Source organism: Mycobacterium paraterrae (assembly GCF_022430545.2).
GTDB classification, from domain to species: Bacteria; Actinomycetota; Actinomycetes; order Mycobacteriales; family Mycobacteriaceae; genus Mycobacterium; species Mycobacterium paraterrae.
Genome location: NZ_CP092488.2, coordinates 754,872 through 767,529, shown reverse-complemented (window position 1 = coordinate 767,529; position 12,658 = coordinate 754,872). Strand labels below are relative to the sequence as shown.

General features: G+C 65.4%; 15 protein-coding genes. 11 read left to right on the top strand and 4 right to left on the bottom strand.

Going from position 1 to position 12,658, the window contains the following annotated elements; translation table 11 throughout:
* Positions 1-404: 404 nt before the first annotated feature.
* The 9 genes from gjpA to MKK62_RS03505 all read left to right on the top strand — a co-directional run bounded on the left by gjpA (position 405) and on the right by MKK62_RS03505 (position 8,791).
* Positions 405-1,631 carry an outer membrane porin GjpA gene (gene gjpA, locus MKK62_RS03545; RefSeq protein WP_240263841.1) on the top strand — a complete coding sequence of 409 codons (1,227 nt, stop codon included), beginning with the start codon at positions 405-407 and terminating at the stop codon, positions 1,629-1,631.
* An 8-nt stretch (positions 1,632-1,639) separates the two neighbouring features.
* On the top strand, positions 1,640-3,442 hold the full coding sequence (locus tag MKK62_RS03540; RefSeq protein ID WP_240262385.1) for a fatty acyl-AMP ligase: 1,803 nt from the start codon (positions 1,640-1,642) through the stop codon (positions 3,440-3,442).
* Positions 3,443-3,547: 105 nt separating this feature from the next.
* Complete coding sequence (gene rpmF, locus MKK62_RS03535; protein ID WP_067331883.1) at positions 3,548-3,721, top strand: 50S ribosomal protein L32; 174 nt, start codon at positions 3,548-3,550, stop codon at positions 3,719-3,721.
* A 108-nt stretch (positions 3,722-3,829) separates the two neighbouring features.
* A complete protein-coding gene (locus MKK62_RS03530) occupies positions 3,830-4,516 on the top strand; it encodes a response regulator transcription factor (protein ID WP_240262386.1) in 687 nt (228 codons plus the stop codon).
* On the top strand, positions 4,516-6,051 hold the full coding sequence (locus MKK62_RS03525; protein WP_240262387.1) for a HAMP domain-containing sensor histidine kinase: 1,536 nt from the start codon (positions 4,516-4,518) through the stop codon (positions 6,049-6,051). Before MKK62_RS03530 ends, MKK62_RS03525 begins: the two co-directional genes overlap by 1 nt.
* Before the next feature lie 56 nt (positions 6,052-6,107).
* Positions 6,108-7,535, top strand: a complete 1,428-nt coding sequence (locus MKK62_RS03520) for a S1C family serine protease (protein ID WP_240262388.1) — start codon at positions 6,108-6,110, stop codon at positions 7,533-7,535.
* Between the two features lie 47 nt (positions 7,536-7,582).
* Entirely contained in the window at positions 7,583-8,068 is a 486-nt protein-coding gene (locus MKK62_RS03515) for a MogA/MoaB family molybdenum cofactor biosynthesis protein (protein ID WP_240262389.1), read from the top strand.
* Positions 8,069-8,075: 7 nt separating this feature from the next.
* Entirely contained in the window at positions 8,076-8,204 is a 129-nt protein-coding gene (locus tag MKK62_RS03510) for a hypothetical protein (RefSeq protein WP_260060468.1), read from the top strand.
* 158 nt (positions 8,205-8,362) lie between these two features.
* Entirely contained in the window at positions 8,363-8,791 is a 429-nt protein-coding gene (locus tag MKK62_RS03505) for a large conductance mechanosensitive channel protein MscL (RefSeq protein WP_240262390.1), read from the top strand.
* Positions 8,792-8,800: 9 nt separating this feature from the next.
* Here MKK62_RS03505 and MKK62_RS03500 read toward each other — a convergent pair whose 3' ends face one another.
* Both MKK62_RS03500 and MKK62_RS03495 read right to left on the bottom strand, forming a co-directional pair.
* A complete protein-coding gene (locus tag MKK62_RS03500) occupies positions 8,801-9,463 on the bottom strand; it encodes an SAF domain-containing protein (RefSeq protein ID WP_240262391.1) in 663 nt (220 codons plus the stop codon).
* A 65-nt stretch (positions 9,464-9,528) separates the two neighbouring features.
* The gene (locus tag MKK62_RS03495; protein ID WP_240262392.1) at positions 9,529-9,882 is read right to left on the bottom strand and encodes an FmdB family zinc ribbon protein; all 354 of its coding nucleotides are present in this window, start codon (positions 9,880-9,882) and stop codon (positions 9,529-9,531) included.
* 132 nt (positions 9,883-10,014) lie between these two features.
* Between MKK62_RS03495 and MKK62_RS03490 the strand changes: the two genes are divergently transcribed.
* Positions 10,015-10,674 carry an FkbM family methyltransferase gene (locus tag MKK62_RS03490; protein WP_240262393.1) on the top strand — a complete coding sequence of 220 codons (660 nt, stop codon included), beginning with the start codon at positions 10,015-10,017 and terminating at the stop codon, positions 10,672-10,674.
* A 31-nt stretch (positions 10,675-10,705) separates the two neighbouring features.
* Here MKK62_RS03490 and MKK62_RS03485 read toward each other — a convergent pair whose 3' ends face one another.
* A complete protein-coding gene (locus tag MKK62_RS03485) occupies positions 10,706-11,050 on the bottom strand; it encodes a hypothetical protein (RefSeq protein ID WP_240262394.1) in 345 nt (114 codons plus the stop codon).
* A gap of 35 nt (positions 11,051-11,085) precedes the next feature.
* On the bottom strand, positions 11,086-11,691 hold the full coding sequence (locus MKK62_RS03480; RefSeq protein ID WP_240262395.1) for a 5-formyltetrahydrofolate cyclo-ligase: 606 nt from the start codon (positions 11,689-11,691) through the stop codon (positions 11,086-11,088).
* A gap of 24 nt (positions 11,692-11,715) precedes the next feature.
* On the opposite strand from MKK62_RS03480, the gene MKK62_RS03475 reads away from it, so the two are divergent.
* Positions 11,716-12,624: a UTP--glucose-1-phosphate uridylyltransferase gene (locus MKK62_RS03475; RefSeq protein ID WP_240262396.1), complete on the top strand. Its 909-nt coding sequence runs from the start codon at positions 11,716-11,718 to the stop codon at positions 12,622-12,624.
* The last annotated feature ends 34 nt before the right edge of the window (positions 12,625-12,658 follow it).

The following is a 12,658-nucleotide window of genomic DNA, read 5'->3' as shown; positions in this document are numbered from 1 at the left end:
ACCAACCGGTAGGTCAGCATAGCGGTACCGATCTGGTCTGGACACCCGCCTGTGGCCCCCCGGCCTTCAAAGCTGTGATCTAGATCATAGCTAGCGTCGGGATTGAGCTAAATCACATAGAGGAGCTATGGTGTCTGATTTCTTGGACTTTCCGCGAACGCGAACATTTTCAGCAAACTTTATGTAGCGCTTCTAGCGGCCTCCGTAGGGCTCTATCGCCGCTATCGCGCAACGTAGTTTAAATATAGGTTAACGGAAGAAAATACGTCTAACGTGCGCAGATAGTGATTCACCAAGGATATTTCCAGGTATCTCTCAGGTTTTCTCACCTTGCTTTCAGGTTGACTCTTCGGTAACTTTCCCGAGGCCGGGGGCCTCTAGCAAAGGAGATGATTGGCGTGGACATGGTGCTACGGCCGTATGCAATCGCGGGATTGACCCTCATCAGTGGCGGTGCCGTCGCCGCGGTACCGGTCCTGTGGCCGGTCGCGCAGGTACCTGAGGTCAAGTCGATGCCCGTCGAGCTTGCCTCGTCCGACACGGCCATCGACTCCTTTCTCAGCGCGGTTGTCGCGGGGTTCAACGCGGGGGAAGCCAACGCCACGCAGCTCTTCGACAACTTCGCGCTGGCCCCCTTCGTGGGTGCGCAGCAGGGAACCGTCGACGGATTCGGCTACCTGCAGGACCTGATCAACGGGACCAGCTTTGACACCGTCCTGGGCGACATCCAGGCCCAGTTGACCGACGTCTTGAGTTCATTCGCCCTCGTCGGAGCTAGCTCGGACACGATCTCGACGACCACCGGACTCACCCTCGACACGTTGCACAGCCTGGTCTTCCAGGAATTACCGAGTTTCCTGCCGGCGTCAGATGCTGCGACCCTGACGCCGGTACTGGACTTTTTGGCCTCCCCGGCGAGCGGCATTCTGATCGGCGCGTTAGGCCCGGTCATCAGCCCGGAAGTGTCGCTGCTCAACAGTGTTGAAGCGATTTCGAGCGCGGTACAGGCCGGTGATACCACCACCGCATTCGACGACCTGCTGGCCGCGCCGGTCAACGCCATCGGTTCGATCTTCAACGGCGCGACCCTCGACCTGGATCCGCTGGTGCCGCTGGTCAACGACTCGGGCTTCCTGCCGGCTGGTGACAGCGTCAGCTCGCTGAGCTTCGCGTTCGGTGGACTGCTGAGCGGCGGCGCCGTGGGCGACACCTGGAATGTCTCGACCGGTGCGATACACGCCGCGGGCGGCTCGCTTTTCAATAGCGTCGGCATGGACCTCAACCTCGAGTTCAACGGTATCCCGTTGACCCTCGATCTGACGGCCAACCCGGTTGGCCCGGTGGGCGCGCTGGAAGGTTTCGACCAGGCGGTCGGCCTGTTGCTGGGTGACAACTGGACCGGTAAGGGAGTCACCCCGGGTGACCCGCTGGCGGGCTTGACCTTCCCCACCATCCCCGTCGCCGACGTGAGCCCCGATGCCGCCGGAAGTCTCAATCTCTCCGACTTGCTGGGCGATTTCAGTGGTCTCAACGACCTCGGCGGCACGCTGTCGACGGACCTCACCGCGTCGCTCAGCTCGCTCACCGACCTGTCGCACGAACTGGTCAACGGATTGCTGAGCGTCTTCTGAGGCGATCAATGCGTAGTTTGGTCGAACTTGCCCAGGCCAGGGCTGAACGTCACCCCGACAAGGTGGCGTTCAGCTTCTCCTACAACGGTGACGCCGACGATGTCAGCCAGCTCACGTATGGCGAGTTGGATGCGAGGGCGAGGTTGATCGCGACGGATCTACAGGGTCGCGGGGCCGCGGGTCGCCGGGCACTGGTGCTGTGCCGGCCGGGACTGGATCACATCGCCGGATTGTTCGGATGCCTCTATGCGGGTGCCGTGGCGATTCCGGTGCACGAACGGCTCGCTCCGCGCCTGACGTCGGTGGTACCCGACGCGCAGGCCGACTTCGTTGTCGCCACCTCGCAGACCCAGTCGAAGATCAAGGCTGTGCTCGACCTGCTCGGCGATGGCCGGCGGCTGCAGTGGTGTTTGAGCGACGGGGTCAACGGCCACGAGGCGGCGGGCTGGGTGCCGCCGGATCCCGATCCCGGTTCCGTCGCGATGGTGCAATACACGTCGGGATCCACCGGGTCGCCTAAAGGTGTCGTGTTGACGCACGGCAACTTGCTACACAACCTGGAGGCCATCCGCGGCGCGTGGGGTGGTGGCGAGAACGATGTGGCGTTGTTTTGGCTCCCGCAGCATCACGATATGGGACTCATCGGCGGCATCTTCAATCCGATGTTCGTCGGGTGTACGACGGTGCTGATGTCTCCGACGGCGTTCATCAAGCGGCCGATGCGATGGCTGGAGGCCATTTCGGCGCATCGTGCGACATACACCGTGGCACCCAACTTCGCCTACGAGAAATGCCTCGAGCAGAGCACCGAAGCAGAACGCGCGGCCCTGGACCTGTCCTGCCTTTCCACCGCGATGAACGGGGCCGAGCCGATCCGCGTGGAGACCATGAATTCCTTCGCCGACGCGTTCGCGCCGGCCGGATTTCGGCATGAGGCGTTTCAAGCCGTCTACGGACTCGCTGACGCCACCTTGTTGGTGTCCGGTGGCTCGGGCTCCACGCAGCCGACGGTAGCGTACGTCAGTCGCGTTGGGCTGCAACAGGATCGTGTCGTTGACGGGGCTCGGGAGGACCCGGCCACGGTTGCGCTGGTGGGTTGCGGCGCGGTGCGGGGCGGTCTGCGCGTCGCCATCGTCGACCCTGAGACCGAGCGAGAGCGCGGCCCCGATGAGGTTGGGGAAATCTGGCTCGCCGGCCCCAGTGTGGCCCAAGGCTATTGGGCGCGGCCGCAGGAGACGGTAAAGACCTTTGCGGCCCACCTGTCGGACAGCGGGGAGGGTCCGTTCCTGCGGACGGGCGATCTGGGATTCGTCCGTTCCGGCGAGCTTTTCATCACCGGACGCGTCAAAGACCTGATCGTCATCGACGGCGGCAATTATTACCCCAACGATGTCGAGTTCACGGTGCAGCAGTGTCATCCGCTGTTCCTGTCGGGGCGCGGCGCGGCGTTCGCGGTGGCACGCCAGTCAGGCGGGGCGGACGAGCTCGTCATCGTCCAAGAGGCGGACCGTGACCTGTTCCGGGACGTCAAGATCGCCGAGGTGATGTCCGCGGTGACGGCGACAGTGCGACAGAGCCACGGCGTGCGCCTGCAGTCCCTGGTCGTGGTCGAGCCGATGAGCATCCCCACTACGACGAGCGGCAAGATCCAGCGTGGGCGGTGTCGCCAGACTTATCTCGACCGGGGTTTTGACACCGTCGCGGAGGCGCACGCGGCTCCCGTCGCACGGGACCGCGAAACCGAAGCACTGGCGAAGGCGGCTGCGATGCTGAAGATGGCGATCGTCGCGCAGCGCCAAGCCACCCGGTGACGACGCTGATTTTTGCCGCCGGCAGGTCAGCGATTACTATTGCTTCAACCGTCGCTGCCGGGACATCTTGCGCGGCGACCCCCCTACCAGGAGTAAGGCCTGATCATGGCTGTGCCAAAGCGGCGGATGTCGCGCTCGAACACCCGTAGTCGACGCGCGCAATGGAAGGCTGAGAAGCCCGAGTTGGTCGGCGTGACGGTGGCCGGACGGCAGCACAAGGTCCCGCGTCGCCTGCTGAAAGCGGCGCGCCTCGGACTGATTGACCTCGACCGCCGCTAACTTTTAAGCCGTGACCGAAGGCCGCGGCGATATCCTCCGCAATTTGCGGACAGCCAACTTTGGCGAACTCTCAGCACGTTCTCAGGCATTTGGATAAAACTGGTGGCCGTGCGAATTCTTGTCGTTGACGACGACCGTGCCGTGCGCGAGTCACTGCGTAGGTCGCTTTCCTTCAACGGTTACTCGGTGACCCTGGCAGAAGATGGCGTCGAGGCCCTCGAAATGATCTCCGCCGACCGGCCCGACGGGGTCGTGCTCGACGTCATGATGCCCCGGTTGGACGGCCTAGAGGTGTGCCGGCAGCTGCGCAGTACCGGCGACGATCTGCCGATTCTCGTGCTGACCGCGCGCGACACGATTTCCGAGCGGGTCGCCGGCCTCGACGCCGGCGCCGACGACTATCTCCCCAAGCCGTTCGCGCTCGAAGAGCTTTTGGCCCGCATGCGTGCGCTGCTGCGCCGAACGCGAATCGAGGATGCCGGCGAATCGGTGGCTATGACGTTCGCCGACCTCACCCTGGATTCGGTGACGCGGGAAGTCACTCGAGGGAACCGTCAGATCAGCCTGACCCGCACGGAATTCGCTTTGCTGGAAATGCTGATCGCCAATCCGCGCCGGGTATTGACGCGCAGCCGCATTCTCGAAGAGGTGTGGGGTTTCGATTTCCCGACGTCGGGAAATGCGCTCGAGGTGTATGTCGGTTACCTGCGTCGCAAGACTGAGGCAAACGGCGAGCCGCGTTTGATCCACACCGTGCGTGGTGTGGGCTACGTGCTTCGCGAAACACCTCCCTGATGCCGCTGAAGACACTGTTCCGGCGGCGTAGCAGAGGTCCGCTTCGGCCCAGCACGTCCCTGTCGCTTCGCTGGCGGGTGATGCTGCTGGCGATGTCGATGGTCGCCATGGTGGTCATCCTGATGGCCGTTGCTGTGTATGCGGTCATCTCGGCCGCGTTGTACAAAGACATCGACAACCAGCTGCAAAGTCGGGCGCAGTTGTTGATTGCCAGCGGCTCGCTGGCCGCCGACCCCGCGAAAGCCATTGAGGGAACGGCATATTCGGACGTCAACGCGATGCTGGTGACTCCGGGTCGATCGATCTTCACCGCTAACCAGGAGGGTCAGACGCTCCCGGTGGGGCAGCAGGAGAAGGCCGTCATCCGGGGTGACCTGTTCATGTCCCGCCGCACCGCCGCCAACCAGCGCGTGTTGGCCGTGCATCTGCCCAACGGCAGCTCCCTGCTGATCTCCAAGAGCCTGGCGCCCACCGACGCGGTGATGACCAAGTTGCGCTGGGTACTGGTGATCGTCGGCGGTGTCGGCATGGCCGTCGCCGCGGTGGCCGGCGGCATGGTCACCCAGGCCGGGTTGAGACCGGTGGGCCGGCTGACCGGGGCGGCCGAGCGGGTGGCCCGCACCGACGACCTCCGGCCGATACCGGTTTACGGCAGCGACGAATTGGCCAGGCTCACACAGGCTTTCAACATGATGCTGCGCGCACTCGCCGAGTCGCGGGACCGGCAGACGCGACTGGTCGCCGACGCCGGTCACGAGTTGAAGACCCCGTTGACCTCGCTGCGCACCAACATCGAGCTGCTGATGGCCTCCAGCGCCCCGGGCGCGCCACCGATACCCGAGCAGGAGATGGTCGACCTGCGGACCGACGTGATCGCCCAGATCGAGGAATTGTCCACGCTGGTAGGCGATTTGGTGGACCTCACGCGCAGCGAAGGCAGCGAAGTCGTGCACGAGCCGGTCGACATGAGCGAAGTGATCGAACGATCGCTGGAACGAGTTCGACGGCGCCGCATCGACGTCGAATTCGACGTCGACATCACGCCCTGGGAGGTCTACGGGGACTCCGCCGGCTTGTCGCGGGCGGTGCTGAACCTGATGGACAACGCCGCCAAGTGGAGCCCTTCCGGCGAGCGGGTCGGAATCCGGCTCCGGCAGCTCAACGCTTCGCACGCAGAGTTGGTGGTATCCGACCACGGACCGGGCATCCCGGAACACGAGCGCGAATTGGTCTTCGAGCGGTTTTACCGATCGACCACGTCGCGCTCGATGCCCGGATCGGGTCTCGGCCTGGCGATCGTCAAGCAGGTGGTGCTCAAGCATGGCGGGGCGCTGCACGTCGAGGAAACCGTGCCGGGCGGACAACCCCCGGGCACGTCGATCTTCGTCCTGCTACCGGGGCGGCCGATACCAGTGACCGATTACCCGTCCGAGCATGCGGCGGCGTCGAATGTCACGGAGGCGACGGCTCCGGGGAACTCTGCGAACCCGGCAAACGTTGTCTCAGTCGAATCACAGACCACGCAGGCAAGGTAGTAGTCCAGTTACTGTTTTGGATCTGTAACCACGGCACAGAAAGAGCGACCAGCGACATGACGAATCACCCGAGGTATTCGCCACAGCCGCAGCAGCACGGATACCGTCCGGGCGCCGACCAGCGTGGAGTTGGAAGCCCTTCCGGCTACGGGCAGCAAACCTACGGCCAGGGTTACGACTGGCGGCACGGGCAGCAGCCGCCCGGCCAGCAGCCACGGCAACCGTACGGGCCGTTCGGGGGCCCGCCCCCGCAGCCGATGCCCGCGCCGCGAAAGCGTTCTCGCGCAGGCGCTTTGACGGTCGGTGCAATCGCGGTCGCAGTGGTCTCGGCGGGTATCGGCGGTGCCGCAGCCTCTGTGGTTGCGCATCACGGAACGCTGTCGTCGGTCGCCGACGGCGCGATGCCGGGCGGTGCCACCCCCGGCATGCCGGCCTCCAACGCGCCGCTGGGCAGCGTCGAGCAGGTAGCCGCCAAGGTGGTCCCCAGCGTCGTCATGCTCGAGACCAATGTCGGCCGGGCGTCCGAAGAAGGCTCCGGCATCATCCTGTCCTCGGACGGCTTGATCCTGACCAACAACCACGTCGTGGCCACCGCCGCCGGCAAGGCGCCGCCGCCGCACTCCCGTCCGAACCCAGAGCACCAGAGCCCGGGCCCGGACGAGGACCCGGGCGGTCCCGGACCGGATCCCGACCAGCCCGCGCCGCCGCCGGGTAACGGCAAGCCGAAGACCACGGTCACCTTCTCCGACGGGCGCACCGCGGAGTTCACCGTCGTCGGTGCCGACCCCACCACCGATATCGCTGTGGTGCGGGTGCAGGGCATGTCGGGCCTGACCCCGATCAGCCTGGGCTCGTCGGCCAACTTGCACGTCGGTCAACCGGTGATGGCGGTCGGTTCGCCGCTCGGCCTGTCGGGCACTGTGACCACCGGCATCGTCAGCGCGCTGAATCGCCCGGTGTCCACGACTGGTGAGACGGGCAACCAGAACACCGTGCTGGACGCGATCCAGACCGACGCCGCCATCAACCCCGGTAACTCCGGTGGCGCGCTCGTCAACATGAGCGGACAGCTGGTCGGCGTCAACTCCGCGATTGCCACCCTGGGTGGCGACTCCCCGGACGCGCAGAGCGGCTCGATCGGGCTGGGCTTCGCGATTCCGGTCGACCAGGCCAAGCGCATCGCCGACGAGCTGATCAGCTCCGGCACCGCCTCCCATGCCTCACTGGGCGTGCAGGTCACCAACGACAAGGACACCCCCGGCGCCAAGGTCGTCGAGGTGGTTCCCAATGGTGCCGCCGCGGCCGCGGGCCTGCCCAGCAACGTCGTCGTCACCAAGGTCGATGACCGGACCGTCAACAGCGCCGACGCATTGGTCGCTGCCGTGCGATCCAAGGCGCCGGGCGACAAGGTGATGCTGACCTTCAAGGACCCGTCGGGGGAAACCAAGAAGGTCCAGGTCACATTGGGTAAGGCCCAACAGTGACCCGAGCCGCCGCGCTGCGGTCAGACGTCAGATATACGGTTGCAGCCATGGAACAGGGCGCGGAATTGGTCGGCAGGGCACTCGTCGTCGTCGTGGATGACCACGGCGACGAGGACCACAGCGGTCCATTGGTCACCGAGCTGCTCACCGAAGCCGGGTTCGTCGTCGACGGCGTGGTCGCCGTTGCAGCCGACGAGGTGGAGATCCGCAACGCACTCAACACCGCGGTGATCGGCGGCGTCGACCTCGTCGTCTCGGTCGGCGGCACCGGAGTGACACCGCGCGACGTGACGCCCGAGGCGACGCTGGACATCCTCGACCGGGAGGTGCTCGGCATCGCCGAGGCGATCCGCGCGTCGGGTCTGTCCGCCGGCATCATCGAGGCGGGCTTGTCCCGGGGTCTGGCGGGCATCTCCGGAAGCACGCTGGTGGTCAACCTCGCGGGCTCGCGGTACGCGGTGCGCGACGGCATGGCGACGCTGAATCCGTTGGCGGCGCAGATCATTGGTCAGCTCTCCAGCCTGGAGATCTGAGCCCGGCATGTCCAGGCCCACCGGTGACGACCACGAGTGGCAGTCGTCAGCCGACGAGCGCGACCCGGATGCCAGCCGGGACGCCGAGGAACGTGAGCGGTGGCTGCGCGACAACGTGCCGCCACACCACGGCTGACAGCACACCTGATAACGGCCCGTCGATGTCACGGCACGAACACCCTTGCATGACTAATTCGGCGCAAAACGCGCGAATGTCGATGGGCGGTCTTACCGTCAACCGAGGGTGATCGCGGGTCGCCCCGTTTCGTTCCTGCTCACGGGAGGTTGGCTCGGGTGTTAAAGGGTTTCAAGAACTTCGTCATGCGCGAGGATGTCATCACCGTCGCCGTCGGTTTGGTTGTGGCCTTGGCGTTTTCGAATCTGGTCAAGTCGTTCACCGAAACAGTGATCAATCCGCTGGTAGCGGCGGCCCAGCCGCATGCCGCCCTGGGACTGGGTTTCCAACTCGGCGACGCCGGCAACAAGGCAACCTTTATCAATATCGGTGACCTGATCGGGGCGATCATCTACTTCCTGGTTTTCATGGCTACCGTGTACTTCGCAATCGTGGTGCCGTACAGGACGATTCAAAAGCGACGCGGTGTCACGGTGTTCGGCGAGGCGCCTGCGACCAAGGCATGCTCGGAGTGCTGCTCCGACATTCCCGAGGCGGCGCACAAGTGCAAATTCTGCGCCAGCGAGCAGTCCGCCCCGGCCGCTTGAGCGAAATCCTCAATGCAGGGTGAGGGTCACGGTCGCGACCAGCGCCGCGCCCGCCACCGCGGTGGCTGAGGCGGCCGGCAGCGCGACCAGCACCACCCGGTCGCCGGTTGTGCTCTGGCCCTTCGACTTCGCCGACACCGAAACCACGATCGCATCGGTGGCCACCACGTGCGGGGTGGCCTGTGTGCTGCCTTCGGTCGCGGCCACCACGTCGACCACGTCGCCGGGTCGCACCACGTCCACCAGTGCTCCGTCGGCCGGGTGCACCGGCACGATCCGGGCATCGGGTCCGGCTGCCGATTCGGCGAGGCGACGGCCCAGCAGTCGAACGTCGGTGAGCACTTCGCCGCGTCTGGCGGGGCCGGCCAGCGTCGAGCCGACGACAGCCCCGACATCGGACTGCGAGCCATCGGGAATGGTTGGCGCCGAACGTGTTTCAAGACTGACGTCGTCGGCGGTCAGCTCGGCGCCGGGGTCCAGGTCCCGGGCGGCGACCACAACCTGCGTGCGCTGGTTGACGGGATCCGGCCGCATCGCGGCGAAGGCGGCCAGCACCACCAGCGCGCCTGCAGCGATACGGCGGGCCAGCACGGTCCGCGACCAGTCCGGACGAAGCCACTGCGAAAGACGACTCGGCAGAGACGGATTCAGCGACGTCCGGGAATCGCCCACCCACTCACGCTAGACACGGTCCGGGATGTGTGCGGTCGGCGGCGTGGCCGCCTGTGGATAACCCGCTAGCTCGACGTGGTGGCGGGCGCTTTCGAGGTCGACGATGACGACGAGTCGGTTTTCGACGAGTCGCTCGAGGAGCTCGACTTCTCGGTGTTTGACGTGCTGGACGTCTCGCTCGAGCTGGAGCCGTCAGACGCCGACGACGAACTGGAACTCTTGCCGTTCGAGCTCTTGGACGCTTCGCGACTGTCGTTGCGGTAGAAGCCGCTGCCCTTGAACACCACGCCGACGTTGCCGAACAGTTTGCGCAGTCGTCCCGAGCATTTCTCGCAGGTGGTGAGGGCGTCGTCGCTGAAGGCCTGGACTACATCGAAGCGATTACCGCACTCGGTACACGCGTAGCTGTAAGTCGGCACACATACCTCCGTGATGGTCTAGACGCTTAGCACTCTACAGTCTTAAGTGCTAAAACCGCTATGTGGCACTGGTCATTCCCGCCGGTTCGAACATCGACCGGCCCGCGACCGCTTCCCGCCTACGCTTATCCCATGGACTCCGTCGAGTGCATCCTGTGTGAGAACTCTTTCGGCTCCTACGCCGTGCCACGTTCGAGTGCACATCGCCCAGCCGCTCAGGTAGTCCTTGGTGGGGGAGTCTGGGAGCTCGAAACCATCCGCTTTATGCGGGATCACGCAGCGGGACGTGACATCGCACATGCGGGAACATATTTCGGAGATTTCCTGCCAGCTCTGGCCGCAGTCGCCACGACCGTCTACGCCTTTGAACCCAACACCGAGAACTTCCGCTGCGCGCAGTGGACTCTTCGCCTCAACGGCCTCACCAACGTGCAGTTGCATCACGGTGCGCTGGGTGACGTCGACGGCACGGGGCACCTGGAGATCGCACGGGACGGGTACGTGCTGGGCGGAATGTCGCACATCACCGCGGCCACCGACGCCGTCTACGAAGATGTCCCGCTGATGCGTCTCGACGATGTTTTGCCACCGGACTCCGACATCGGCGTGCTGCAACTCGACGTCGAGGGATTCGAACAGGCCGCGCTCGCCGGAGCACTGTCGACGATCCAACGTTGCCGACCGATCCTCATCTTGGAAACGCTGCCTGAAGCATTCGTAACCTCGCATCTGACCGGTCTCGGCTACCGTCTCGCGGCCCAAATTTGCGGCAACACCGTGTTGCGAGTGTGAGCCAAACGCGGTAACGCAGATTGACGAGGCCTCAGCCCGGAGGCGCGTCGGGCGGAGCGGTTGGGATCGCCCCCTCGCAGCCGCCCGGTGGAGGCGGCGCCGGGAGAGGTTCGTCGCCGCCGACGCAGTCGTAGTGAAATTTCGGGCCGCCCCAGTATGTCTTCATCCACTGGTGCCAGTAGGACCCGTCGGGGTATTTGTCGCCGTCGCAGACGCCCAAACTTCCGTAGCCCCACTGGCCGCCCGGGCAATAGTCGTGCGTGATGTCCGGCTTGTGCGGGTCCTGGGGATCGGCCGCGGCAACGCCCGCACCCGGCAGAATCGTGGCACCCGCGCCGAGGACCCACGCGCACACGACAAGACGTTTCAGGACCATGTCGACTCCATACCGGTAAGCAACATCAACTTATGTCAATTACCTTCGCGTGGCGTCCCGAGCAACTCGACGAGGCCCCGGCCCGGCGTCAGCGCGTGGGTTACCGGCACATCGTGAGGCTCGTGCGGCACCTCGTCGAGCAACTCCTCGTCGCGGATGACGGCGACCAACCGCGCATCCGGATCGCCCAGCACCAGCGTCCGGTCATAGAAGCCGCGGCCCCGTCCCAGCCGCGCACCGGCCCAATCGACGGCCAGCGCCGGAACCAGGACGATGCTCGCCTCGGCGACCGTCTTCGACGGCAGCCACGGCGCCGGCGGCTCGAGCAGACCGAAGCGGGCCTCCACCAATTGACCCGGCCGGTATTCCCCCCACTGCAGGGCGACGGCATCGTCGTCAGCTGTGGTGCGCGCGACCGGCAGCAGCACCCGGGCCCCGCGGCGCGCCAACACATTCAGCATCTGAAGAGATCCCGGCTCGGCTCCGACCGGCACGTAGGCGCAGACGGTGCCACCAACAACCGCCAGCGCGTCGATATGATCAGCCAACGCCGCGGCATGCTGCGCCCGCACGTCGTCGGGTACCGAACGACGTGCTGCCAGAAGCCGCTTTCGCATTGCGGACTTGCCCGCGCTCTCCACCGCGTCAACGATATGGTTTCAACGATGGCGACCCCACACGTATCAATCCCGCGGACGGCGATTGTGCCCGCGGCCGGATTGGGCACGCGTTTTCTGCCCGCGACCAAAACCGTGCCCAAGGAGCTGTTGCCGGTCGTCGACACCCCGGGTATCGAGCTGGTGGCCGCCGAGGCGGCCGAGGCCGGCGCTGAGCGCTTGGTGATCATCACCTCCGAGGGCAAGGACGGCGTCGTCGCGCACTTTGTGCAAGACCTGGTGCTGGAAGGCACGCTGGAGGCCCGCGGCAAGAAGGCAATGCTGGCTAAGGTCCGCCGGGCGCCGCAGCTGATCAAGGTCGAGTCCGTCGTGCAGAGCGAGCCGCTGGGGCTGGGACATGCCATCAGTTGCGTCGAGCCGGTGTTGTGGGAAGACGAGGACGCGGTGGCGATCCTCCTTCCTGACGACCTGGTGCTGCCGACCGGTGTGCTCGAGACGATGTCGAAGGTGCGCGCCGAGCACGGCGGCTCGGTGCTGTGCGCCATCGAGGTGGCGCGCGAAGAGGTAAGCGCATACGGCGTTTTCGACGTCGAGCCGGTGCCCGGGGCCGGCAGCGACGTGCTGAGGGTCAAGGGCATGGTGGAAAAGCCGACGGCCGAGGAGGCGCCGTCGCTGTATGCCGCCGCCGGCCGCTACGTCCTCGACCGCGCCGTCTTCAAAGCGCTGCAACGCATTCAGCGTGGCGCCGGCGGCGAGATGCAGCTGACCGATGCCATCGCGCTACTGATCGACGAGGGACACCCGGTCCATGTCGTCGTCCACCGCGGCTCCCGACACGACTTGGGAAATCCCGGCGGCTACCTCAAGGCTGCGGTTGACTTTGCCTTGGACCGTCCCGATTACGGGCCAGATCTACGGCGCTGGCTGGTGACCCGATTGGGTCTGGCCGAAGACTAACAAGCCAGATTCCGCGCCCGGTCGATAGAGAAAG

What these genes read in the sequence shown, in the direction of transcription:
- MKK62_RS03525 (WP_240262387.1), top strand. Translation starts at nt 4,516, where the DNA reads ATGCCGCTGAAGACACTGTTCCGGCGGCGTAGCAGAGGTCCGCTTCGG.
- MKK62_RS03485 (WP_240262394.1), bottom strand. Translation starts at nt 11,050, where the DNA reads ATGGTCCTGAAACGTCTTGTCGTGTGCGCGTGGGTCCTCGGCGCGGGT.
- gjpA (WP_240263841.1), top strand. Translation starts at nt 405, where the DNA reads ATGGTGCTACGGCCGTATGCAATCGCGGGATTGACCCTCATCAGTGGC.
- MKK62_RS03540 (WP_240262385.1), top strand. Translation starts at nt 1,640, where the DNA reads ATGCGTAGTTTGGTCGAACTTGCCCAGGCCAGGGCTGAACGTCACCCC.
- rpmF (WP_067331883.1), top strand. Translation starts at nt 3,548, where the DNA reads ATGGCTGTGCCAAAGCGGCGGATGTCGCGCTCGAACACCCGTAGTCGA.
- MKK62_RS03520 (WP_240262388.1), top strand. Translation starts at nt 6,108, where the DNA reads ATGACGAATCACCCGAGGTATTCGCCACAGCCGCAGCAGCACGGATAC.
- MKK62_RS03515 (WP_240262389.1), top strand. Translation starts at nt 7,583, where the DNA reads ATGGAACAGGGCGCGGAATTGGTCGGCAGGGCACTCGTCGTCGTCGTG.
- MKK62_RS03490 (WP_240262393.1), top strand. Translation starts at nt 10,015, where the DNA reads ATGGACTCCGTCGAGTGCATCCTGTGTGAGAACTCTTTCGGCTCCTAC.
- MKK62_RS03475 (WP_240262396.1), top strand. Translation starts at nt 11,716, where the DNA reads ATGGCGACCCCACACGTATCAATCCCGCGGACGGCGATTGTGCCCGCG.
- MKK62_RS03510 (WP_260060468.1), top strand. Translation starts at nt 8,076, where the DNA reads ATGTCCAGGCCCACCGGTGACGACCACGAGTGGCAGTCGTCAGCCGAC.